Genomic DNA, 260 nt, shown 5'->3' on the forward strand with positions numbered 1-260 from the left:
TTATCAAGGGTTTCACGCCCTCGGTTACCTATGTTGACCTTAGACAGCCTTAATTTAAAATCGTTAAGGGGTGTTTGCCATTCATCTCTAGCCTCTTTTAGAAAGCTCACATCACCATGATCCCAAGCACTAATAAATGCACCTTCACAGGTATCTAGTGGTACGGTTTCTTCACCAATAACGAGTGCAAACTCGCCGTTAACTTGCTTCATTACCTTTTCAATAGTGATTAAAGTGGCAGAAAAATCAGCTTGTTCTAA

The 260-nt window shown here is 40.4% G+C and carries 1 protein-coding gene; it reads right to left on the minus strand.

From position 1 onward, the window contains the following. Positions 1-260 (minus strand): hypothetical protein (locus AAEY57_RS20325; protein WP_350608701.1); only part of this gene is annotated, 260 nt, incomplete at both ends.

Source organism: Pseudoalteromonas sp. MER144-MNA-CIBAN-0113 (assembly GCF_040308965.1).
Lineage (GTDB): Bacteria > Pseudomonadota > Gammaproteobacteria > Enterobacterales > Alteromonadaceae > Pseudoalteromonas > Pseudoalteromonas tetraodonis.